The sequence below is a fragment of the Rhodococcus sp. F64268 genome, assembly GCF_023015605.1.
Taxonomy (GTDB): domain Bacteria; phylum Actinomycetota; class Actinomycetes; order Mycobacteriales; family Mycobacteriaceae; genus Rhodococcus.
Window position 1 is genome coordinate 728,690 of sequence record NZ_JALKAI010000002.1, and the last position, 22,638, is coordinate 751,327.

General features: G+C 65.7%; 22 protein-coding genes. 14 read left to right on the forward strand and 8 right to left on the reverse strand.

Annotated elements, in window-relative coordinates:
• Window positions 1-15: 15 nt before the first annotated feature.
• Both MWU77_RS07720 and macS read right to left on the reverse strand, forming a co-directional pair.
• Window positions 16-639: a response regulator transcription factor gene (locus tag MWU77_RS07720; RefSeq protein ID WP_169687470.1), complete on the reverse strand. Its 624-nt coding sequence runs from the start codon at window positions 637-639 to the stop codon at window positions 16-18.
• Window positions 640-649: 10 nt separating this feature from the next.
• Complete coding sequence (macS, locus tag MWU77_RS07725; RefSeq protein ID WP_169687286.1) at window positions 650-1,819, reverse strand: MacS family sensor histidine kinase; 1,170 nt, start codon at window positions 1,817-1,819, stop codon at window positions 650-652.
• Window positions 1,820-1,989: 170 nt separating this feature from the next.
• Here macS and MWU77_RS07730 point away from each other — a divergent pair, with 170 nt between their 5' ends.
• The 5 genes from MWU77_RS07730 to MWU77_RS07750 all read left to right on the forward strand — a co-directional run bounded on the left by MWU77_RS07730 (window position 1,990) and on the right by MWU77_RS07750 (window position 7,241).
• Complete coding sequence (locus tag MWU77_RS07730) at window positions 1,990-3,465, forward strand: adenylate/guanylate cyclase domain-containing protein (RefSeq protein ID WP_169687471.1); 1,476 nt, start codon at window positions 1,990-1,992, stop codon at window positions 3,463-3,465.
• A gap of 114 nt (window positions 3,466-3,579) precedes the next feature.
• Complete coding sequence (locus MWU77_RS07735; RefSeq protein ID WP_374229824.1) at window positions 3,580-4,584, forward strand: YbhN family protein; 1,005 nt, start codon at window positions 3,580-3,582, stop codon at window positions 4,582-4,584.
• A 103-nt stretch (window positions 4,585-4,687) separates the two neighbouring features.
• Window positions 4,688-5,242 carry a YceI family protein gene (locus MWU77_RS07740; protein ID WP_169687287.1) on the forward strand — a complete coding sequence of 185 codons (555 nt, stop codon included), beginning with the start codon at window positions 4,688-4,690 and terminating at the stop codon, window positions 5,240-5,242.
• 43 nt (window positions 5,243-5,285) lie between these two features.
• Window positions 5,286-5,666 carry a DUF3054 domain-containing protein gene (locus tag MWU77_RS07745; protein WP_247273344.1) on the forward strand — a complete coding sequence of 127 codons (381 nt, stop codon included), beginning with the start codon at window positions 5,286-5,288 and terminating at the stop codon, window positions 5,664-5,666.
• 108 nt (window positions 5,667-5,774) lie between these two features.
• Window positions 5,775-7,241 (forward strand): peptide MFS transporter, encoded by a 1,467-nt coding sequence (locus tag MWU77_RS07750; RefSeq protein WP_247273345.1) that lies wholly within the window; start codon window positions 5,775-5,777, stop codon window positions 7,239-7,241.
• Between the two features lie 17 nt (window positions 7,242-7,258).
• Here MWU77_RS07750 and MWU77_RS07755 read toward each other — a convergent pair whose 3' ends face one another.
• The 3 genes from MWU77_RS07755 to MWU77_RS07765 form a co-directional block, all read right to left on the reverse strand.
• Window positions 7,259-7,996, reverse strand: coding sequence for a sulfite exporter TauE/SafE family protein (locus MWU77_RS07755; RefSeq protein WP_169687290.1), 738 nt, complete (start codon window positions 7,994-7,996; stop codon window positions 7,259-7,261).
• Window positions 7,997-8,058: 62 nt separating this feature from the next.
• Window positions 8,059-9,732 carry an NTF2-like N-terminal transpeptidase domain-containing protein gene (locus MWU77_RS07760; RefSeq protein WP_169687291.1) on the reverse strand — a complete coding sequence of 558 codons (1,674 nt, stop codon included), beginning with the start codon at window positions 9,730-9,732 and terminating at the stop codon, window positions 8,059-8,061.
• Window positions 9,733-9,816: 84 nt separating this feature from the next.
• Entirely contained in the window at window positions 9,817-11,616 is a 1,800-nt protein-coding gene (locus tag MWU77_RS07765) for a penicillin-binding transpeptidase domain-containing protein (protein ID WP_374229825.1), read from the reverse strand.
• Between the two features lie 239 nt (window positions 11,617-11,855).
• Between MWU77_RS07765 and MWU77_RS07770 the strand changes: the two genes are divergently transcribed.
• A complete protein-coding gene (locus tag MWU77_RS07770) occupies window positions 11,856-13,442 on the forward strand; it encodes an ATP-binding cassette domain-containing protein (protein WP_169687293.1) in 1,587 nt (528 codons plus the stop codon).
• Window positions 13,439-14,254 (forward strand): alpha/beta fold hydrolase, encoded by an 816-nt coding sequence (locus tag MWU77_RS07775; protein ID WP_247273346.1) that lies wholly within the window; start codon window positions 13,439-13,441, stop codon window positions 14,252-14,254. The genes MWU77_RS07770 and MWU77_RS07775 overlap by 4 nt, the downstream gene beginning before the upstream one ends.
• A gap of 33 nt (window positions 14,255-14,287) precedes the next feature.
• Here MWU77_RS07775 and MWU77_RS07780 read toward each other — a convergent pair whose 3' ends face one another.
• On the reverse strand, window positions 14,288-14,971 hold the full coding sequence (locus MWU77_RS07780) for a TetR/AcrR family transcriptional regulator (RefSeq protein ID WP_247273347.1): 684 nt from the start codon (window positions 14,969-14,971) through the stop codon (window positions 14,288-14,290).
• A 198-nt stretch (window positions 14,972-15,169) separates the two neighbouring features.
• Window positions 15,170-16,396, reverse strand: a complete 1,227-nt coding sequence (locus MWU77_RS07785; RefSeq protein WP_169687295.1) for an acyl-CoA dehydrogenase family protein — start codon at window positions 16,394-16,396, stop codon at window positions 15,170-15,172.
• A 126-nt stretch (window positions 16,397-16,522) separates the two neighbouring features.
• On the opposite strand from MWU77_RS07785, the gene MWU77_RS07790 reads away from it, so the two are divergent.
• Window positions 16,523-17,584: an energy-coupling factor ABC transporter permease gene (locus MWU77_RS07790; RefSeq protein ID WP_247273348.1), complete on the forward strand. Its 1,062-nt coding sequence runs from the start codon at window positions 16,523-16,525 to the stop codon at window positions 17,582-17,584.
• Here MWU77_RS07790 and MWU77_RS07795 read toward each other — a convergent pair.
• Entirely contained in the window at window positions 17,538-18,137 is a 600-nt protein-coding gene (locus MWU77_RS07795) for a TetR/AcrR family transcriptional regulator (protein ID WP_247273349.1), read from the reverse strand. The two genes, MWU77_RS07790 and MWU77_RS07795, sit on opposite strands and share 47 nt — an antisense overlap.
• A gap of 97 nt (window positions 18,138-18,234) precedes the next feature.
• On the opposite strand from MWU77_RS07795, the gene MWU77_RS25105 reads away from it, so the two are divergent.
• The 6 genes from MWU77_RS25105 (at window position 18,235) to MWU77_RS07820 (ending at window position 22,634) form a co-directional block, all read left to right on the forward strand.
• Window positions 18,235-18,285, forward strand: a complete 51-nt coding sequence (locus tag MWU77_RS25105; protein ID WP_374229836.1) for a hypothetical protein — start codon at window positions 18,235-18,237, stop codon at window positions 18,283-18,285.
• A gap of 97 nt (window positions 18,286-18,382) precedes the next feature.
• Window positions 18,383-18,898, forward strand: a complete 516-nt coding sequence (locus MWU77_RS07800) for a DUF4242 domain-containing protein (RefSeq protein WP_169687298.1) — start codon at window positions 18,383-18,385, stop codon at window positions 18,896-18,898.
• 7 nt (window positions 18,899-18,905) lie between these two features.
• A complete protein-coding gene (locus tag MWU77_RS07805) occupies window positions 18,906-19,952 on the forward strand; it encodes an acyl-CoA dehydrogenase family protein (protein WP_247273350.1) in 1,047 nt (348 codons plus the stop codon).
• Window positions 19,928-20,668: an ABC transporter ATP-binding protein gene (locus MWU77_RS07810; protein ID WP_247273351.1), complete on the forward strand. Its 741-nt coding sequence runs from the start codon at window positions 19,928-19,930 to the stop codon at window positions 20,666-20,668. Before MWU77_RS07805 ends, MWU77_RS07810 begins: the two co-directional genes overlap by 25 nt.
• The gene (locus MWU77_RS07815) at window positions 20,665-21,831 is read left to right on the forward strand and encodes an ABC transporter substrate-binding protein (protein WP_247273352.1); all 1,167 of its coding nucleotides are present in this window, start codon (window positions 20,665-20,667) and stop codon (window positions 21,829-21,831) included. Before MWU77_RS07810 ends, MWU77_RS07815 begins: the two co-directional genes overlap by 4 nt.
• Window positions 21,828-22,634 (forward strand): ABC transporter permease, encoded by an 807-nt coding sequence (locus MWU77_RS07820; protein ID WP_247273353.1) that lies wholly within the window; start codon window positions 21,828-21,830, stop codon window positions 22,632-22,634. Before MWU77_RS07815 ends, MWU77_RS07820 begins: the two co-directional genes overlap by 4 nt.
• The last annotated feature ends 4 nt before the right edge of the window (window positions 22,635-22,638 follow it).

The following is a 22,638-nucleotide window of genomic DNA, read 5'->3' on the forward strand; positions in this document are numbered from 1 at the left end:
CGCCGCTGCCCAGAATCAGTCCAGGCCCTGTTCGATTGCATACCTGGTCAGTTCCACCCGATTGGCCAGCTGCAGTTTGCGCAGCGTCGCCTGCACGTGATTCTCGACGGTGCGGTGACTCAGCACCAGGCGCGACGCGATCTGTTTCGCCGACATTCCCTTCGCGACGAGTCGTAGGACCTCGGTTTCGCGGTCGGTGAGGGTCGGCGCAGACGATTCACTCAGTTTCGACACCGACAGTTTCCGATACTCGCCGAGCACGAGCCCCGCCAGACCGGGGGTGAACACGGCCTGACCCGCAGCGGTCTTCACTACGGCTTCGACGAGTTCGACGGCGGACGCGCTCTTCACCAGATAACCGGACGCCCCTGCTTTCACCGCACCGAGCACATCGGCGCGTTCGGACGACGCCGACAACACAAGTACCCGCGACCGTGGCGACACCTCCAGCACGGCCCTGGTCGCATCCGTTCCGCTGCCGTCGGTCAACGACATGTCCATGAGCACGACATCCGGCTCGACCACGGCCCGCGTTCGAGCCGTTCGCATGCTGTCGGCCTCCGCCACCACGCGGAAACCGGCGTCCGTGAGATCGCGGGCCACGGCGGTGCGCCAGATGGGATGGTCGTCGACCACCATCACGGTGATCTCAGCCATGTGTTGCCTCCTTGGGCACGCGTATCTCCCACTCAGTGCCTTCGCCGGGTGCTGTCTCGAGCTCTGCTGTCCCGCCGAGCCACTGTGCCCGGCCGATGATCGATTTCGATACGCCGAGACGTCCCTGCACACAGGCTTCGGCCAGCCGTCCGGGGGCGATACCGACGCCGTCGTCACGGATGGAGAGGATTATCTCGTCGCCGAGGTCTTCGAGCAGCACGAACGCTCGTGCGTCGCGACCGGCATGATGCTCGACATTGTCGAGCGCGGTGGTCGCAAGCGCCACAAGTTCCCCGGCGCGTGGCCGCTCCATCACGATGGGATCCGCGGGCGCGGCCACGGTGACATCGCCGTCGACCCGCATTCGCAGCATCGCGGTCAGGTCGACATGTTGCCCACCCCGATCGACCTCGGTGTCCTGGTCGGAGATCAGGCGGCGCAATGCCTCCTCTTGTTCACCGGCCAGCCGGGCGAGCTCGGCACGGTCGATACCGACTCCGGAGTTCTCGCCGGTTCCTCGCTGTACGAGCGCGAGTACCTGCAGCACGCCGTCGTGAACCTGCCGGGCGAGCCTGTCGCGTTCCTCCGTCGCCGCGGCGATCCGCACCGCTTCCTCGAGCCGGCGGTGAGCGGTCCGGGCCGTCCTCATCGCGAATCCCATCGCGACACCGCAGGCGACCAGAACAGGCGCGGTCGCGTCGGACCACAGGTCGAGGTTGACCTGGTCGCGCACCACTGCGCTGACGGCGGCCATCACGATCGCCGAAGCGATTCCTGCGAGCGGGCCGGCGAAGAGTGCGGCCGAGATGACAGCGTTGGCGACCCACAACGTGGTCGGCATCGTCTGATGGTGGCTGTACCAGTCGTGATCGGAGATCAATCGGGTCGACGCCATCAGTGCGACGGCTGTGATCTGGTCGACGGCAACGACCACCCGACGCCCCCGAGGTCCGCGTGAGAGCAGTAGCGCCGAGGTCAGCGACCACGCCACGAGGACGCCGATGAGGAACCAGCTCAATGCCTCGTCGGTGTAATTCGGGACGGTGGAGACGTGGGAGCTGACCGCGTAGACAACCGTTACCAGCCGGAACACCTGCGCAGCACGCCACAGCGGGGCGTCCGGGTCTGCCGTGCGTGAGAGCCCGGATATGGATCCCCCCATCTCCGCGCTCCTCGCCTTCGTCGTCGCTTTTGCGGTGAATCCAACCATTCGGTGGCCCCCAAGTGCGACCACAAGGTCATGTGACCGTCCACACAGTGGTTTGATTTGAAGTCGTGTTGAGGTCATATCGAGCAGTCGCAGCGACTTTGCGAAGTCGCTGGCCGCTCTACATGGTCTCGATGGGTGCTTCGAATCTGTTCGGCGCCATGCTGGTGTTCGCGTTCGTTCGTTACGGGCTGCCGATCGAGGAGTCGGAGAACATCATCGCGGACAGGGTCCGCAATTTTGCCGTCTTCGCCGTCTACCTGGGGTTCGCGGGGGTCGTGAGCCTGAGTGCGGCAGCGTTGATGCTGCGGTCCGTGGTGCGGTGGCAGTTGCGCGGGGGCCCGCCGACACGGTCGGAGCAGATGGCTGCCCTGCACGCACCGTTGCGGCAGGCGATCGTGCATCTCGCGCTGTGGCTGCTCGGTGGGGTGTTGTTCGTCTTCCTCACCGCTGAAGAGATGCCGTCGCTCGCGGTGACCGTCGCCGTCACCGTCGCGATGGCCGCGACAAGCACATTCGGTTTCACCTACATGCTCGGCGAGCGCATCCTGCGCCCGGTGGCCGCGCGGGCGCTGAGTGAAGGTCGTTTCGATCGGACCATGGCGCCCGGTGTCGGTACCCGTCTCGCAATGACGTGGGGGCTGGGCACCTTGATGCCGGTCGCCGGGATCGTGTTGCTGTGCGTCACCCAGTTGACCACCGACAACGAATTCGGCTCCGATGCGCTCGCATGGTCGGTACTGGCGTTGGCGGTGATGTCGATCGGGCTCGCGCTCGTCCTGTCGCTGCTGACCTCGTCGCAGATCTCCGATCCCATCAAGCAGCTTCGGTGGGCCATCGAGCGCGTCCAGCGCGGCGCCTCCGGGGTCCAGGTCGAGGTGTTCGACGGCAGTGAGATCGGTCGGCTGCAGGTGGGCTTCAACCGGATGATGTCCGAATCGGACGAGCGGCGACGGTTGCGGGAACTGTTCGGTCAGCACGTCGGCGAGGACGTCGCGCGCCGAGCCCTGCAGTACGGCACGGAGCTCGGTGGTGAGACGCGCTATGTCGCCGTGTTGTTCGTCGACATGGTGGGGTCGACGGCCACTGCCGCGGAGCGGCCCCCGAACGAGGTAGTGGAGTTGCTCAACGAATTCTTCCGTGTGGTCGTCGACGTCGTCGACAAGCACAACGGATTCGTGAACAAGTTCATGGGTGACGCCGCACTGGTGATCTTCGGTGCACCGCTGGACCGTCCCGACGCCCCTACCGCGGCGTTGGCGGCGGCACGCGAGTTGCGGTTCGCGCTCGACGAGATCACCGGGCTCGACATCGGTATCGGAGTCTCTGCCGGCCTGGCGGTCGCCGGGAACATCGGTGCGGCGGAGCGCTTCGAGTACACGGTGATCGGCGATCCGGTCAACGAGGCGTCGCGGCTGACCGAACTCGCGAAACTGCGCCCGAGCCGGGTGCTCGCCTCGTCCAGTGCGCTGTACTTCGCGGACGACGAGGAGCGCGGCCACTGGGAGTTGGGCGATGAGGTTCAGCTGCGCGGGCGGGGGCGCATGACACAGCTGGCGTGGCCCGTTCGATCACCCGAACCGGCCTCTACCAACGGGTAACCATACAAGTGTTTCGACGGCGTTCGATACGCTGGCCGAGTGGCGCAGCCGCATGAAGACCGATCTGGCCCCGACGCTACACCGCGACGGGGCCGTTTCAGGTGGATCAAGTGGGTGTCCGCGATCGCACTGATCGCTCTCCTCGTCGTCGAGGGGATCTACCTGTGGCCATCGATGAGCGAATCCTGGCGAGCCCTGACGGAGATGCACTGGGGGTGGGCCGCGGCGGCGGTGGTCGCACAACTGCTGTCACTGAGCGCGTTCGCCGGACTCCTCCGCAAGGTGCTCCGTGCGGGCGGAGTCCGGGTGAGTCTGTCCCGGTCGACCTCGGTGGTCTACGGGAGTACCGCGATGGCAGTGACCCTCCCCGCAGGTCTCGTCTTCTCCACCGCTTTCACCTACCGGCAGACGCGCCGCTGGGGCGCAACACCGATGGTCGCATCCTGGCAGCTCGCGGTGTCGGGGGTCGTCTCCACCGCCGCACTTGCCGCTATGGGTGCCGTCGGCGCTTTCGCTGTCGGCTCGTCGATCAGTCCCGTCACGTTGCTCCTGTCGATCACTGCGGCCGGTGCGCTACTGATCGGGCTCCGGTATGTCGCGCAGAATCCGTCGTCGATCAAGACTTTCGTCACGTGGAATCTGGAGCGATTCAACCGCCTGATCAGGAGGTCGGCCGACGCCGGGATCGAGGCGTTCGAACGCGCCCTGTCCCAGCTCGAAGCGGTGCACCTCCGTCGACGGGACATGCTGGCCGCGGCGGCGTGGTCGGGTCTGAATCGCGTACTCGACATGATCTGTCTCGGATTCGCGTGCTGGGCGGTAGGCGGCACACCGTCGTTGGCCGGTCTGATCATCGCGTTCACCGCCGCGAAGGCGGTCGGCAGTGTCCCGCTTGCCCCTGCGGGTCTCGGATTCGTCGACGGCACGCTGATCGCCACCCTCACCGCAGCAGGATTGAGCGCATCTCAGTCTCTCGCCGCAGTGTTCGTCTATCGAGCGGTGAGCGTCGTCTTCGTTGCGGCGATCGGGTGGATCACCGTGGCGGTCCTGTACCGCGGTGTGAGCGCCGGGGCCGACATCGACCCCGTCGCCGAACGGACCGTTCTCCAGCCGGACTGATCTCCTTCGAGAAAGTAGTTGCGAACTCAACTAGATTGTGCCATCCTCAATATGTCAGCAGTTGAAGTTTCAACAAACGACCCGGACATCCAAGGAGCACCTCATGACCGCAAGCACCACCGTCTTCCCCGGCCTGACCGCAGGTACCTGGACCATCGACCCCGTCCACTCCAGCGTCGGTTTCTCGGTCCGCCACCTCATGGTCAGCAAGGTCCGCGGCACCTTCGAGAACTTCACCGGCACGATCGTGGTCGCCGAGGACGGAACTGCCAGCGCGAACGCCGAGATCCAGGTCGACTCGATCAACACCAAGAACGCCGACCGTGACGCGCACATCAAATCCGCCGACTTCTTCGACACCGCGAACCACCCCGTCGCGACGTTTGCCACCACGGGCGTGCGGGCCGAGAACGGCGACCTGATCCTCGCAGGCGACTTCACGCTGCACGGTGTCACCCGCCCGATCGAGCTGAAGCTCGAGTTCAACGGCGTGAACCCCGGCATGGGCCAGGGCGCTGTTGCCGGCTTCGAAGCCACCACCGTGATCAACCGCAAGGACTTCGGCATCAGCATCGAGATGCCCCTCGAAGGCGGCGGAGCAGTCGTCGGCGACAAGATCACCCTGAACATCGAGATCGAGGCCCTCGCTCAGGCCTGACACCGTCGGCTCGGCCCACGAGCGTCGGGGATACCCTGGACGGGTGAGAAAGTACGCACCCGCGCTGGTTCTCGACGTCATTCTGGTCATCGTCTTCGCCATAATCGGACGATCCAGCCATGACGAAGCCCTCGACCTCGTGGGTCTGGCCGGAACGGCCTGGCCGTTCCTCGGTGGACTGACCATCGGGTGGTTCCTCACCGCATGGCTCTACCGCGACAAGTTCGACGCCTACGCCGCAGTCCCCACAGGAGTGATTCTGTGGGTGAGCGCCCTCGTCGGCGGAATGCTGCTGCGAGCGCTGACCGGCCAAGGCACCGCGACCGCATTCATCATCGTCGCGACACTGTCCCTCGGAGTCGTCCTCGTCGGATGGCGTGTGATCGCTCAGGTGATGATCCGCCGCCGGATCACCACGCAATGAACCTCACGCCAGTGGGATCGACAACGGCGATCGACACAACCGGGTGATCGCGCATTCGATGATTTGAATCACCCACACCATCCGCTCCTCGGTGCAACAGTGACACTCATGAGCGACACTGTGCCCCCAGCCGAATCGAGAACCGATCACCGGTTCTTCGGACAACCGCTCCCCCTCGCCAACCTCTTCGGTGTCGAGATGTGGGAGCGGTTCTCGTTCTACGGCATGCAGGGCATCCTGATCTACTACCTGTACTACTCGGCGGCAGAGGGCGGGCTGGGTCTGAGCCAGGTCTCCGCCACCTCGATCGTCGGCGCGTACGGCGGCACCGTCTACCTGTCGACGATTGTCGGGGCATGGATCGCCGACCGCCTGCTCGGCGCTGAACGCACACTGTTCTACAGTGCCGTGCTCATCATGATCGGCCACATCGCGTTGGCGCTGCTGCCCGGACTCTTCGGAGTCGGCGTGGGCTTGATCTGCGTCGCGTTCGGCAGTGGCGGGCTCAAAGCGACTGCGACGTCCATGGTCGGCGACCTGTACGACGAGAACGACGATCGTCGCGACGCCGGATTCTCGATCTTCTACATGGGCATCAACCTCGGTGCACTCGTCGGTCCACTGCTCACCGGCTTCATGCAGACCCGGTACGGCTTCCACTGGGGCTTCGGTCTCGCAGCAATCGGCATGTTCCTCGGTCTCGCGCAGTACACGCTCTATCGCAAGCAGTTCGGCGACATCGGCAGTACACCGCCGCATCCACTCCCGGCCGATCTGCGACTGCGAGTCGCTGGTGGCGCGGTGGCAGCCGTCGTCGTTGTCGGCCTCCTCGCGGCGACCGGCGTCATCACCTCGGGCAACATGTCCGACATCGTGGTCGCGCTGACTGTCGTCGCGGCGGTCGTCTACTTCTTCGTCATTCTGAGCAGCAAGCAGATCACGACGACCGAGCGCAGCCGGGTCTGGTCGTTCATCCCGATGTTCCTTGCGAGCGCCGTGTTCTGGTCGCTGTTCCAACAGCAGTTCACCATGGTCGCGGTGTACGCCGATTCACGCCTGGACCGCAACCTGTTCGGCTGGGAGTTCCCACCGTCGTGGGTCCAGTCCATCAACCCCGTCTTCATCATTCTGTTCGCCGGCGTGTTCGCCGCCGCCTGGACGAAACTCGGGCCTCGGCAACCGTCGTCCCCCGTCAAGTTCGCGTGCGGCACCATCATCATGGGCATTGCGTTCCTGTGCTTCATCCCGATGTCCGGGGGCGGCGCCAACAGTGCACCGCTGCTCGGGCTCATCGGCATCCTGCTGCTGTTCACGCTGGCAGAGTTGTTCTTGTCACCGGTGGGCCTGTCCCTGTCGACGAAGCTCGCACCCAAGAACTTCCACACCCAGATGGTGGCTCTGTTCTACCTGTCGGTCGCGCTGGGCAGTGCAATGGCGGGCACCCTAGCCGGTTACTACGACCAGAACAACGAAGTGCCGTACTACCTGTGGATCGGCGGCGCTTCGATCGCCGTCGGCCTGATCCTGATCGCACTCACCCCGCGGATCCGGAAGCTCATGCACGGCGTGCACTAGCGACGCGTCGCGCCGAGTCAGCCGAAGCCGAGCCACGCGGCGAGACCGAACCCTGCCACTGCGACCGCAACCCGCAGCAGGGTCGGAGGGATCCGCTTGACCAGTGGAGGACCGCACCAGCCGCCGGCGAACGCACCTACCGCCATGGCCGCCGCAGCGATCCAGTGGACCGGTCCGAAGAACGCGAAACCGATCGCCGCGACCAGGTTGGCGACGCCGAGCAGATAGCTCTTGAGGATGCTCGCGCGCCAGATCGACTCGGAGGTACAGATCAGCGTGAGTGCGAGGAAGATGACGCCCGCGCCTGCCCCGAAGTAGCCGCCGTACACCGCGACGACGAACAGCGCGGCGGCGAACACGCGGGGAAGATCGCGGCCACCGGCCAGTTCACGAATCCTCGGCTGCAGAAGCAGGGCCAGCGACGCGAACGCGACGAGAAAAGGCACCGTGGCCTCGAACGACCCCGGTGGCGCGACGAGGAGCACGACAGCGCCGGTGAGACCACCGAGCGCCGCGTATGCCGTCCACCGCCACACCCGCGGTCCCGTGTCGACCACTTCACGAGCGGAGTTGCTGAGAGCACCGACGCCGACACCGACCATCGCGACCGTATTGGTGACGTTCGCGGCGACGGGCGACAACCCCACCGCAAGTAATGCGGGGTAGGACACAAGTGACGCGAGACCGGTGACGAACCCGACGACGCCGGCGAAGAACCCTGCGACGACGAGCAGCAGTACATCGACAATCGTCACGATGATCGAACGTACCGGTCCCCTCGCCAGGGAGCCCCGGTGGGCGCCGTGCGCGCGAAGGGTCAGGCGGGCGGCTTCGCCAATTCGGTGAGGAACCGGTCGGCCATCTTCACCGCGCGGTCGCCGCCGTCGGCGTCGGCAACGAACACCGCGAACGCCACGTCGCCGGTGTAACCGAAGAACCAGCGGTCGTCGCCGGCGGAGGCGGCGATGCCGGCCAGACCCGGGTGCCCCTTCAAGAAGGACGCGGGACCGTTCTGCACGTTGTCGATCATCAGTCCGCGCAGAGCGTCGGTCACATGCGACGGCAGCGGCTCGGGTGCATCGGCGACCGACGCGGGCTGCCCCTGCACGAGCATGGGCGCGGGAGCTTCGCCGCGCGCGATCGATGCGGCCAGCAACGCGGCGCCGAGCGGACTCACGAGCGTTTCGTCACCGTCGTCTCCGGTGAACTGCACTACTCCGGACCGCCCGTGCCCGATCTGTGCCGTCTCGAATTCGAACCCGGGCACCGAGTACTCCACGCCGAGCCCGAGGCGACGTGCGGTATCGGCCAGATCGTCGGTGTTCACCGAATCGGGAGCAACACCGCGGTCGAGACCTGCCGCCAACCGCACCGGATCGAAGACCGAGCCCGCCGAATACAGACCTCGGGTGGCTACGGGGCCGAGTTCCATGGCCTGGTTGTTGACGTCTGCGGCAAGGATCCCGCCGGTCGAGGGCTGGATCGCGACGAGCGCCGCGGGGGTACCGACGGTGACGACCGCTTCCTTGGCCGCGAGCTGCACGTGCGAATCGACGGTGGCCGTCAGATCCGGTGGCGGGGGTCCCTGGAACCCCGCAACCTGAATCGGCCCCTGCTGGGGATCTTCGAGTGTCACGGCCCAACCGGCGGTGCGGTCGCGTTCGAGCTGCCACGCCGAGCGGAGCGAATCGAGTAGCGGGGTCGAGACCCGGCGGTCGGAGCTGATCAGCGTCGGCGTCTTGATGACTTCGACGCCTGGCACAGCAACGATGTCCTCTTCGAGGAACTGATAGTCCTGGTCGCGGAGTTTGACCGCGGTGATGCGAGCTCCGGGATCTGCGGCGAGCCGCCCCTGCATGAGCTCGGAGGTGATGACGGGAGCGACGGGAGCGAGGACTTCGGCAAGCCGTGTCGTGCTGGCGACGGGATCGGGCATGAATGCGGGATCGAGCACGACCGCATTGATGGTCTGCTCCTCCATCAGCGGCTTGCCCGTGCGGTCGAAGATCTTCGGTGGTGCGGCGTCCGTACGCACGTGGTGGACGGTTCGGCCTGCGAGGTCGGGGACGACCGCATTGGGGCTCCACGACACACGCCAGCCGACGGCCAGCTTCCGAACGGATCCGTCAACCTGGTAGTGCCAGTCCTTGCCCTCTCCGAAGTTCCAGTCGGCGGTGAGGGTGAAGTATCCGGAGTCTTCGTTGAGTTCGACGAGCTGGGCGACGTCGTAGTCGACGCTGCCGTCGGAGAGTCCGTCGAACATCTGCGCCAGCACTGGCTCGGCGGCGTTGGGATAAGAGGTGAGTTCGGAGGCGACGTCGGGTTCGCGATCGTTGAGCGCTTCGACGAAATCGTCGACCAGGATTTGTGCATCGCTGCGCGGGTCATCGAACACGAATGTGTTCAGACCCACCGCGGCAACGACAGCCACGGCAGCACCGAGGGCGACAGCGCGAACGCCGCGCCGACGCTGCCACTCTCGAAATCCCATACTCCCCAACCTTCACTCCAGCAACATCGGTCACAAGCACGAGTCGTCTACGATGCGATCACGATTGCGCTACATCCGAGAAGGTCACCTCCCCAGCCACTGCCCGGCCGCCCCCACGGCGGGAGCCGAACTGTCGGCACCCGCAACGAACACTGCGAACGCCAGGTTATCCTGCGCGCCGATGAACCAGCCGTGTGCCCCGCTCACATCTCCGGCTGCCCCGTTGTTGCCACCGTACTCCGCAGTTCCGGTCTTGCCGATGAGTTCGGGAAAGTCGCTCAGCGCGCTCGCCGTGCCCTCGGTTACCGTCTCTCGCATCATCGTTCGGAGTGCAGCGATCGTGCCTTCCGGAGCGGGTGCGACATCCTGGTCGGCGGTTGCCTGCTGGCCCTCGACGATCATCGGCAACGGTGTCTTCCCACCCGCGATCGACGCGGCCACGAGTGCCATACCGAACGGTGAGGCCGTCACCTCTCCCTGCCCGATCGCGCCCTCGACACGTGCCGCGCCCGACTCCATCGGTGGGACGTTTCCGGTGACGGTCACGAGGCCGGGGGTGATGTAGTCGACGCCGAGTCCGAACTGCAATGCGGCATCGGTCAGGGCAGTGGGAGGCATGTCCACGGCGAGTGCGGCCATCGTGGTGTTGCACGAGTGTGCGAAGGCGGTGTGCAGCGGCACCTCGCCGAGGTCGAAACTCTCGTCGTTCGGAATGGTCCGGTCGCCGATCGTCGCGACCCCGGGGCACGGAAGCACCGTGTCGGGCTCGGCGAGCCCCGCCTGCAACGCCGCCGACGTGGTCACGGTCTTGAACGTCGAACCCGGAGGGTACAGACCGGTGAGCGCGACCGGGCCTTCCCGATCTGCCGCGGCGTTCTGCGCGACGGTGCGCACCGCACCGGTCTCGGCGTCGATCCCGACGATCACGGCCGGCCGGTCGAACGACGCGAGCGTGCTTTCCGCCCGAGCCTGCAGACCGGGATCGATCGTGGTGTACATGTCGGGAGCTTCGGTGGGGGCCACTCCTGCGATCGATCGAACGGTGCCGTCGGCGGCCACCGACTGCACTGCCCAGCCCGCGGTCGCGGCCTGATTCTCGTGCCACATCTCGTCCAGACCCGACCACACCGGGGACGACAGATCACGGTCGGCGGTGAGCAGCCGTGGTTGCGGTGCGAGCGTGACGCCGGGCGTCGCGGAGAGTTGCTCTTCGATGGGGGCAAGATCGGCGTCTCTCAGAACCACCGCGGTCACCGGTGCGCCGTCCGCCTTCTCCAGGTCGGCAGCGAGGGACGCCGCGGTGATCGTCGGTGCAGCCGTGGCGAGCAGGGGCGCCACCACCGCGGGGTCGGCGGACGAATCGAGATTCACGAGGGTCACGATCTGCTCACTCATCAGCGGCTGTCCCGCACTGTCGAAGATCGTCGGCGGCGTGCCCGTCGTCGGGGTGTAGCGCAGTGACGTGTCCTGGCTCAGCTCCGGCGCCAGCAGCGCCGGGTCCCACCGGATCCTCCACCCGTCGTCGTCATCCGACTCGTCGGCACCGTCCGGGGTCGCGGAGCCGATGGTGCGATACGACCAGTCGCGCCCCTCCCCGAAGTTCCACGACACGTCCAGCTCGAAGGTGTCACCTTCTCCGGTACCCGCGACCGTCACGGTCGGATCGTCGTTGCCCAAACCCTCGAACAGACCCGAGATCATCTTTTCCGCGACAGCCGGGTCCGTGGTCAGCGCAGCGGCCGACGCCGAGTCGCCGGTATCCAGGGCAGCGGCGAACTCCTGCGCGACCGTGTCGGGCTGATCCGGCCCTGTCGCGCAGCTCGCCACGCCGAGAGCGAGGGACGCCGCCGTCACGAGCGTGATCGTTCGTCGACCTGTATGCATGGCCACGATCATGCCGGAGATCGGAGAACAGCGCCGTCGGCCGACGTCACGAGCCGGTGAACTGTGCGACAACCGAAGCCTGCGACCCGACAGCCGTCAATTCGCTTGCACTCCCCGCTCCGTTGCACTTATCGTGGAGACCGAATTTGTTCCCGGCGTTCGGAGAAGGCATTGCTCCTGTAGAGGTTCTCGACCACCGCGCAGTACGTGCGGGCCGTCTTCCACCTCCAGGAGTTCGTATGTCTACACCCATTTCTTCCTCCAGCAGTGTCACGCTGTCCGCGCTCGCATTCGAGCACCCCGACGGCACAGCCGTCTTCGAAGGGCTCGACGCGACCTTCACCGCCGGACGTACCGGACTCGTCGGGCGCAACGGAAGCGGCAAAAGCACTCTGTTGCAGCTTATTTCAGGAGATCTCAGACCGGTGCACGGATCGGTGACGACCTCCGGCCGGGTCGCGTACCTGCCGCAGGACATCACCCTCGATCCCGCTGTGTCGGTTTCGACCGTCCTCGGGATCGAGGCAGTGCGAACAGCGTTGCGACGAATAGAATCCGGAGACGGCACCGGGGACGACTTCGACACCGTCGGCGACCGCTGGGACGTCGAGGAACGTGCGCTCGCGACCGTGCACCGACTCGGGCTCGATCGAATCCTGCACGACGAGAATGATTTCGATCGCACCGTAGGGACACTCTCGGGCGGCGAGACCGTCCTGCTCGGACTCACCGCGCGGCTGCTCTCCGAACCCGGAGTGCTGCTACTCGACGAGCCGACCAACAATCTCGACTCGGCCGCTCGCGAACGCCTGCAGGACGCCCTCGACCGCTTCCCGGGGACTGTGATCGTCGCAGGTCACGATCGCGATCTTCTCGATCGGATGGACACGATCGCCGAACTGCGCGACGGCAGTCTCCGCATGTTCGGCGGCGGCTTCAGCGACTACGAGCTGATCATCGAAGCCGAACAGGAAGCCGCTCGGGCCGCGGTGCGGGACGCGCGCAGCGACGTTCGCCGGCAGGCCCGCGAGCTCGCAGCCGCGCACGTCACGCTCGACCGGCGAGCACGCTACGGCAGGAAGATGTTCGAGAACAAGCGCGAGCCGAAGATCATCATGGGCATGCGCAAGCGGCAGGCACAGGAGTCCGCGGGGAAGTATCGGCGCGAACACGAGGGAAACCTCGAATCCGCTCGGACTCAACTTGATCAGGCACAGGATGCGGTGCGCAACGACCGTGAGATCCGAGTGGATCTGCCCGGCACTTCGGTGCACCCCGGGCAGCGGATCACTGCGGGCCCGCTCGAAATCGTGGGGCCGGAGCGCATTGCGGTGCGCGGACCCAACGGTTCGGGAAAGACCACGCTCCTGAACCGGATCGTCGACGCCGGGCCACTGGTGCCGTATGCGCTACTCCCCCAACGCCTCGACATCTTCGACGACACGGCATCAGTGGTGGCCAATGCCGAACTGCGCGCACCGCACCTGCCTCCGCAGGAGGTGCGGGCACGCCTGGCGCGCTTCTTGTTCCGCGGGACCGATGCCGACGTGCCCGTCGGGGTCCTCTCGGGCGGTGAGCGACTCCGCGCAGCGTTGGCCATCCTCCTTGCGGCCGATCCGGCCCCGCAGTTGCTGATCCTGGACGAACCGACCAACAACCTGGATCTGCCGAGCCTCGCGCATCTGACCCAGGCTTTGCAGGCGTTCGAGGGCGCACTCGTGGTGGTGTCCCACGACGAGCGGTTCCTCGGCGAGATCGGTGTGACGCGGTCCGTTGCTCCGGAAGACGCGGAGATCCCGGAGGAGTGTGTGAAGGTGGAGGAGTGAGCTATGCGACCAATCCTGCGGACGGCACGCGCATCGCGTTCTCGTCTCTGCCCGCCCGATCGGGTGACGAGAACGCACCGGCGTTGATGCTCGTGCACGGCAGCGCACTGTCGTCGGCAGTATGGCGCGGCCTCGGGTACGTGGCCGCGTTGCGGGAGCACTACCGACTGCTCCTGCCCGACCTGCGCGGGCACGGGCGCAGCGACACTCCGCACGACGAGGACGCGTACGCGATGGAGTCGATCGTCGGCGATCTGGTGGCCGTTCTCGATGCCGTCGGCGTGCGACAGGTGCACTACCTCGGGTATTCGTTCGGAGCACGGGCAGGCCTGGCGCTCGCGGTGACCGCGCCGCAACGGCTTCACAGTTTGATCTCGCTCGGCGGGAGTGCGAGTCCGCAACGCGGGGCGATGGACTCGTTGTTCTTCCCTGGCTGTGTGGAGGTGCTCGCACAGAAGGGAATGGACAGCTTTCTCGCGGAGTGGAGTAACCACCGAGAGGTGCCGGTCGACCCTGTCACCGCTGCGGCGTTCCGCGCCAACGACACCGAGGCACTCGTCGCGTATTTCCGCCGGTCCGACCGCGAACCGGGAATCGACGACGCAACACTGGGCGAAGTCGAAGTGCCGACGATGGCGGTCGCCGGTTCCGAGGATCACCTACGGGTGGACGACACCCGATTCTTGTCGCGCACGATTCCGGGTGCGCGACTGGCGATCCTGCGCGGCCGCGACCATGCGGGCACGGTCGCGGCCGCGCCCGAGGTGTTGTCGGTCATCGGACCGTTCCTCGCGGCGCATGCCGGGCCGTGAACTTTCGCGCGGTCGGGACAGACCGGATTGCGGTCAGACCGCCAGCGGGTGCGCTGTCGGTGACCTGACCGATTCCACCAGGGCACCGATCATTCGCTTCATCACTTCGGTCGAGTCCGGAACGGACAGACCCACGACGTCGCGCAGCGAGACCCAGGTGGGCCACGTCGACGCGATCGCGATCGCCTGGACGATCTGAACACGCGCCGTGTCGTCGGCTCTGGTGAACTCCCGAGCGAACAGCATCCGCACTTCGATTTCCGCTCGCTCGAGGTAGCGGTGCCGGTTGCGTTGCAGGTCTTCCGAGAACGGCGCCCGAACCTCTGCCGATCGTGAGAAGGGCGCGATGTACTCGAGCGCCTCGGCACGCTGACGGCAGTACCGGTCGATACGTTCCGCGAGCGGCAGGCTCGGATCCACCGGCTCGTGTGCGTCGTCCTGTCGACGCATCAATTCGGCCCCGGTCGCCGAGAACAGTGTCTCCAGGTCGCCGAAATGCCCCCACAGCGATCGCAGCGATACCCGCGCTCGTTCAGCGATCTGTGCGCCTGTCGGCTTGAGCTCGCCGTCACGTATCAATGCGATATGCGCATCGATGACCGCCTGGCGCGTGCGTTCGGCGCGTGCCGACCGCCCATCGATGTTGATCGGCGTGGTCGGCCGGTCGTCGAACCGGATTATCGGCCGGTCTCGCGGCCCATTCTCTCCCCCGTGCATCGTGATCCTCCCCGATACTTGTGCACATCAATTTATGGTTATCGCCAGTTGCAGATAACTAGTCCTGACCTGTAGGTCCACGTGTCAAGATATGCGAAGACACCGGGCAATTACCACTACCCGGTGTCCATCGGCACGGTTTGGTATTACCGATCGAGCCTGCGACCGGGAAATTTCACCGCAAAACAGTCATTTCGGTCAATCTGCCAGGAGCCCCTTCGCAATATGAGTCACCTGGATCTCGTTGCTCCCCGCATAGATCATCAGCGACTTCGCATCACGGGCCAGTTGCTCGACGCGGTACTCGGCCATGTACCCGTTGCCACCGAACAACTGCACCGCTTCCATCGCGACCTCGGTGGCAGCGCGTGACGAGTACAGCTTCATCGCCGACGCCTCCGCCAGGTTCACCGGCTTCCCCGCCTGCGCACGCTCGATCGCGCTGAACACCATGTTCCGCACGTTGACCCGGGCGATCTCCATTTCGGCAAGCTTGAGCTGGATGAGCTGGAACTGGGAAATCGCAGTACCCCACAATTTGCGCGACTTCGCGTACTCGGTGCACAGCGTCAGGCACTGCTCGATGATGCCGAGCGACAGGTACGCGATCCCGATTCGCTCGGCCGCGAACGATTCCTTCGCACTGCTCTTCCCATCACTACTCCCGCCGTCCTCGGTTTCCCCGAGGAGGCGATCGCGGGTGATGCGCACATTGTCGAAGAACAGTTCGCCGGTGGGCGAGGAGTTCATACCCATCTTCTTGAACGGCGGACTCTGGGTGAGACCTTCCATCCCCTTGTCCAGCACGAACGCGAGAACCTTGCGGTCGCGTCGGTCGACCGTCGCATCGCCGTCGTCGAGCTTGGCGTAGACGATGATGACGTCGGCATAAGGCCCATTGGTGATGAAGGTCTTCTGTCCGTTGAGGATGTAATCGTCACCGTCGCGACGGACGGTGGTCTTCATGCCGCCGAAAGCGTCGGATCCCGAGTCCGGTTCGGTGATGGCCCAGGCACCGACCTTTTCGAAGGTCACCAGTTCGGGCAGCCAGCGCTTCTTCTGCGCGAGGGTCCCGCGGCTGCGAATCGTGCCTGCGGTGAGCCCGAGGCTCACACCCATCGATGCGACGAGCCCGAGGCTCACGCCGGCGATCTCGATGTTGAGCAGCGCCGCCATACCCGGCGACCCGCCCATTCCCCCTGTACCGCCGGACGAGGTCTCGCCCTTCTCCTCTTTGGCGAGAGCCCGGTCGAGAGACTCGCGGGCCATCTCGTCGATCCCGAACGCGGCATACATCTTGCGGATGATGTCGAACGGCGGGAGCTCACCGGACTCGAGCTCGTCGATGTGGGGGCGGATTTCCTTCTCGATGAATCCGCGCAGCGCGTCGCGGAACATGAGGTCTGTGTCGGACCACTCGTACATGAACGAAATATAGAACATGTTCCTATTCGTGTATACGGTCGACACGGAAACCGGCCTGACGAATGTCGCTCGGGAACTGCGTACCCGGCACTAGCGTTGCGCCCACGAGCGTGAGATGGGGGCACCGTGATCGTGGAGAACCTGACCGTGGAGACCGTGGCCATGCACATGAGCGACGGGCTGATCACCCCGCGTGCATCAGCGTTGTTCTATGTTGTCGCCGTGCTCGGCCTCGCGCTCGCCGCATGGAGGGCCCGGGCCGAGCTGTCCGAAAAGTCCGCCGCGACCGCGGCACTCGTGACCGCCCTCGTGTTCGCCATGCAGATGATCGACGTCCCGGTCCTCCCCGGGGTGAGCGGCCATGTCCTCGGCGGCGCTGTGGCAGTGCTGCTCATCGGCCCGTTCGGCGCCGCGCTGTGCTTGGCATTCGTGCTCGCCATCCAGGCATTCGTCTTCGCCGACGGAGGCCTCACCGTACTCGGAGCGAACACCACCGTCATGGCCCTCGCAGGGGTCGCCGGCGGGTACGGAACCGCCGTCGCCCTTCGCACATTCCTCACTCACCGCGACACGCTGTCCCCGACCGCACGAACGTTCACCATCGCATTCACTGCAGGCTGCGCGTCGGTGTTCGCCGCGGTCACCGGATTCGTGGTCGTCTACGCGATCTCCGGCGCTTCACCCATGACTTTGTCGACGCTTGCGTATCTGTACGGCGCCCACGCACCCGTCGCTCTCCTCGAAGGTCTTGTCACCGGGGCTGTCCTCGTTGCCTCGGCGGGCGCGACGCACACCCGTCTGGTGACTGCGCTCGGCGCGGCTGCTTTCGGTATCGCTTGCATCCTCTCCACCTTCGCCCTGTCCGCCTTCGCCGCGAACACACCCGACGCGCTGGAAGCCGCAACTCTGCGAGGGTGCGATGCGACACCGAGTAACGCGACACCGAGCGCCACGACGCCCGACGACACCCTTCATCCGTCACGGACCGGCGACTGCATGGCCCGCTCCGTTCACGAACATCGGCTTGCGGGCAGCCCCCTTGCCGACTACACCGTCGGCGGTCAGCAGGGGTCGACCGGAGCGGCCGGCGCGATCGGTGTACTCATCACCCTCGCGGTCGCAGGCGCCGGATTCCGTGGACTCACCCGTCGACGCGAGTCCGCCGCGCGTCTCGAGCTGCCTCGATGAGTTCCGCAGCGAGGTCTCGGCCACCACGGATCGGCCCGGTCGAGTGCTCGAACTTCGAACCGGCGAGCGCCCCGTCGTAGATCAACCGGACGCGTTCGGCCATGTGTTCCGGATCGGCGACACCTGCCTGGTCGAGCAGTCCCACGAGAGTGTCGAGTAGCCACTCACGATGTGCAAGCACCGGCTCCATCCGCTCCTCCGGGAACTCCGTGGCCGCATTCGCGTACTGGCATCCCCGGAAGTTCCTGCCGGGCGCCGAGGCCAGCGCAAGGTCGAAGAAGGTCAGGATTCGGCGCACGGGATCGTCGATGCCCGCAACAGCATCGTTCCATCGGGTGCGATCGCGATGGTCGAGTCGGTCCAGGTAGGCATGGACGAGGCCGTCCTTCGAGCCGTAGGACGAGTACAGGCTTGCACGTGCGACACCTGCATCGGCGAGGATCCGATCGACACCCACCGCACGGATCCCGAACTCGGCGAACAGTGCGCTTGCCGTGTCGAGGAGTCGTTCCGCGGGCGGTCGCTTGGCGAGGGTTTCGACTGTGGTGTGCACGCAGAAAAGCCTAACGGATCGACCCGATAGACAGATCGTTCTATCCAGATGTATCGTGGCACCCGTGACACGCTGTCTTCTGACCCGTCGCCTGCACGTGGATCTCGTGCGGGTGACCGGTGCTGCGTGTTGTCGTTTCATGCGCTGACCGGCCCCCGTCTCGCCTCGCCCGTCGATTCCTGACGTACGCCTGCGCTCACACCTGCCGTCAGCATGTCCACCCAGCTCTACTCGGAAGGTGACCCATGTCGCTGTATCTCTACGAACTCGTACCCACCGAAGGTCAGGCCGAAGCCGCCATCAAGGCATTCGACACCGCGGTCGTCGCAGGCGGGGGCGAATTGATCGAGTCGCAGGTGACCGCTGGCGGCACCCGCATCTTCGCTGTCGCCGAGTTCGATGCATGCCGCGCAGCCCAGCTCGAGGCAACCACGTTGGACGTCGCAGAAGTGGTAGGCCCCAACGAGGTTCGACTCGTCGGTGCCGAGCTCGACCAGATCAAGGCTGCACGACCCGAAGCCGGTTACCTCGTCGAGTGGGACATCCCCGACACCATCGACATGGAGACCTACCTCGCGCGCAAGAAGGCCAACTCGCCGAAGTACGCCAATGTGCCCGAGGTGAGCTTCCTGCGCACCTACGTCCGCGAGGACATGGACAAGTGCCTGTGCTTCTACAACGCCCCCGACGAGGACGCCGTCGTCCGCGCTCGCGAGGCCGTCAGCACCCCGATCGACCGCATCCACTCCCTCGAAGGATAGGTATCCGATGACCGCGGCCATTCAGAACCCGAACGAGCAGCTCGACACGATCGCCGAATTCGTGCGCGACCGTGCCGCCGCTCTCGATCGCGGTGAGACCGATATCCGCACCGACCTCGCGCGCATCGGCGAGCTCGGCCTGCTCGAGAACGGGCTCGGCGGAATATGTCTCGATCACATGGTCGCGGTCATCGACGGGATCGCCGCGGAGTCCCTCACCGTCGGGTTCTCGCTGTGGGCTCAGCGCATGACACTCGAATATCTCGACCGCGCACCGGAATACCTACGCGAACGGTACCGCGACGAGCTCGCATCGGGTCGGCGGATCGGCGTCACCGCCATGGCGGCCGCGCTCAAATACCTCGCCGGACTCGGCGACCTTCCGCTTCTCGCAGAACGCACCGACAGCGGACTCACCGTTTCCGGCCCGATCCACTGGGCTTCCAACGTCTTTCCGGAATCGCTCATCGTGTTTCCCGCCCGCACCGCCGACGGCGGACACGTGATCGCCGCAGTGCATGCCGATGCACCCGGCATCCGCATCAACGCGTCACCCGAACTCCTCGCACTCGGCGCCACCTCGTCGACCTCACTCACCTTCGAAGACGTCCGAATCCCGGCTTCGGACATCATTTCCGAAGACCTCACCGAGTTCTGCGGTGCCATTCGCCCGACCTTCCTGCTGCTGCAAACCTCGTTCTGCTCGGGCATTGCCCGAGCGTCCCTCGAGGAGGCGTCGTCGCGCCTGTACGGTCTCGGCGAGCAGTTCAGCGACGAGTATGAAGTCCTTGCAGAGCAATACGACTCGCTCCGGGAGCGCCTCTACCGATTCGCCACCGCGCCGTCCACCGTGTCGGGGGCCGATCTGGTCCGCCTTCGTCTCGACGGCTCGGTCGTCGCAGTCGCCGCGACGCGCCTCGAAGCGACACTCCGCGGCGGCGCCGGATATGCCTCCGCGAGCGCGACGAACAGGCGTTTCCGCGAGGCCGCATTCCTCCCCATCCAATCTCCCTCGGAAGGACAGTTGCGATGGGAACTCTCGAAGTTCGAGTAGCGGGCGCATACAAGAGCTTCGCGGGTCGACGCGAGCCGGTTCTCCAGGGACTCGATCTCGACGTCCCCACCGGGGAGTTCCTCGTCCTGCTCGGCAGCAGTGGCAGCGGGAAGTCGACGCTCCTGCGGATCATCGCCGGTCTCGACCATCTCGATCGCGGAGAGATCGAGTGGCCGAGCGCCGACGGTGACGCCCGCCCCCACACGGGTGTCGTGTTCCAGCAGCCCTACCTCATGCCATGGCTCACCGTCCGCGAGAACATCGCTTTGGGCGGACGTTTCAAGAACCACCGAGAGCGATTCGACATCGCGTACGCCGATGAACTACTCGCCCGATTCGGATTGTCCGGCCTCGCCGGGTACTACCCTGATCAGCTGTCGGGCGGGCAGGCCCAGCGCATCGCGGTGATCCGTGCGGTCGCGGTGCGTCCACGTCTGCTGTTGCTCGACGAACCGTTCAGTGCACTCGACCCCGCGACACGCTCGGACCTACAGTCGTGGCTCGGCGAACTCGCCCGCGAACTCGCCTTCACGACGGTGCTGGTCACGCACGACATCGACGAAGCGCTTCGCCTCGCCGACCGGATCGCCCTGTTCGGCCGAGGTGGAACAGTGCGCCAGCAGTGGCGCATCGCCGATGTCAACCAGGACGAACGGGCACCTCTGCGCACGGAGATCCTCGAGCACTACCGCGATTCGTCGCTGACTCCGTCGTGAATGGGAAGCTGACACGGCGAACCCTGATACAGGGAGCGCTCGGACTCGCCGCTGCCGGTGGCGTGCTCGGCGCAGCCGATCTGGTGCGCACCGCCGCAACAGACCGCACCAACACGACGGGACAACTCCGCATCGGCTATCTTCCGATCACCGATGCGGCGCCGCTGCTCGTCGCACACGGCGCCGGACTGTATCCGCGTGGCGTCGTCGACGGCGCGCAACCCGTGCTGTTCCGCAGCTGGGCGTCGCTCGCAGAGGCATTCGTCAGCAGGCAGGTCGACGTGGTGCACCTGCTGATGCCGCTCGCGGTCCAATTACGTTACGGACTGGGAAGTTCCGCTCGCATTCTCGGCTGGACCCACACCAACGGTTCCGCGCTCACCGTAGCTCCGCACATCACCGACCTCGGGCAGCTTGCGGGCGAGACCATCGCAATCCCATTCTGGTGGTCGATCCACAACATCGTCGTTCAGCAGATGCTGCGCGAACGCGGGCTGACACCCGTCGTGCGGCAGGCGCCGTCGAGATCCGCAGGTACCGTCGGGCTTGTCGTGATGGGCCCGTCCGACATGATTCCAGCCCTGGCCAACGGCTCGATCGCAGGATTCACTGTCGCAGATCCATTCAACGCTGCCGCCGAACTCCGCAGCGTGGGCCGGATCCACCGCTTCCTCGGCGACCTGTGGCGTGATCACGCCTGCTGCGCGTTGCTCGTCCACGAGGACGTCATCGAAGAGAATCCCGCGGCGGTGCAGTCCCTGACCGATTCGGTGGTATCCGCACAGCTGCAGATCGACGCCGATCGTCCGGCTGCCGCAGCGATGCTCTCCGACCGCTATCTGCCGCAACCGCTGCCCGCGATCACGACGGCACTGACCTATCCGGGGCGCGACGCAGGCACCCGGCACCCCCAGTGGATGCCTCAGCAGATCGGCTACCAGCCCTTCCCCTTCCCCAGTTTCACCACCGCACTGGTCGAGGCGATGCACGGCACGGTCGTCGACGGCAATACCGACTTCCTGTCACGGATCGACCCTGCCACCGTGCACCACGAACTCGTCGACGACCGATTCGTCCGCACGTCACTGACCCGGATACCCGGCACCGACGCCTTCGGCTTACCCGCAGATCTCACCCGCATCGAGGAGGTCGACCCCACGTGAGCACCACGGCCCGGTCCGCCCGGAGTCTTCCGCTTCTGCCCCAGACCATCGCGATCGTCATCGCCGTGGCGCTGTGGTGGCTGGTCACCACCGTTGTCGCCGGACCGGATTCACTCGTGCGCGAATTCGCGCCGCAGTATGTCGGTCCGGCCATCGTGGATCTGTTCGCCCGCGGAGTGCTGCTACCCGACATGCTCGCAAGCCTGTGGCGGCTTCTGGTCGGATTGCTGATCGCCGCGACACTCGGCATCCCGCTCGGGCTGCTGATCGGACTCAACCCGGTGGTCGAGCAGGCGACCATGCCGGTCATGCAGTTCCTGCGGATGATCTCGCCGTTGTCATGGGCTCCGATTGCAGTGGCACTGTTCGGAATCGGGCACCAACCGGTGTTCTTCCTCATTGCCGCAGCGGCGATATGGCCGATCGTCATCAACACCGCAGCCGGGGTACACGCCATCGACCCCGGACACCTCATGGTCGCCCGGTCCTTCGGCGCGACACGTGTCGAACTGCTCACGACGGTCGTGCTTCCCTCGATCCGCTCTCAGGTACAGACGGGTCTGCGCGTGGGGCTCGGTATCGCATGGGTCGTGCTGGTCCCGGCCGAGATGCTCGGTGTGCGTTCGGGGCTCGGCTATCAAATCCTCAACGCGCGTGACCAGCTCGCCTACGACCAGGTCATGGCAGTGATCGTCGTGATCGGCTTCCTCGGATTCTGGCTCGACTGGGCGGCGCGTCACCTGCTCCGCGAGCGCCGCACGCCGATTCGGATGGAGGACGCCGACGCGCACCAACCGGCGTGAGCAC